The organism is Pelomicrobium sp. G1, from assembly GCF_051905455.1.
Classification (GTDB): Bacteria; Pseudomonadota; Gammaproteobacteria; order Burkholderiales; family UBA6910; genus Pelomicrobium.
Genome location: NZ_JBQACR010000512.1, coordinates 1 through 245, shown reverse-complemented (window position 1 = coordinate 245; position 245 = coordinate 1). Strand labels below are relative to the sequence as shown.

At 70.2% G+C, this 245-nt stretch carries 1 pseudogene; it reads left to right on the top strand.

The features are described 5' to 3' along the window. Positions 1-18: 18 nt before the first annotated feature. Positions 19-245, top strand: a pseudogene (locus ACTFO6_RS19430) (hypothetical protein); the annotation flags it as partial.

Sequence of the window (245 nt, the reverse complement as noted above, 5' to 3'; positions counted from 1 at the left end):
CGTGGCGTAAGCTCACCCATGTTCGACACCCTGCCCGCGCCTTTTCGCGTGACGCTAGCCAGCGGCGCGCTGGTGTTCGAGCTCGGCGCCTGTCGCCCGGTCCTGTCCAGCGCTCCCTACCGTGGCGGGTGGGTACGGAGCCGTTTCTGGGTGAACCACTCCGTGGGGCTCGATTTCCGCGAGGCCGACCCGCAAGGCTGGATCGCCGACCGGCTGGCGTCCCTGGGGCTTCCCGCGGAGGAGAC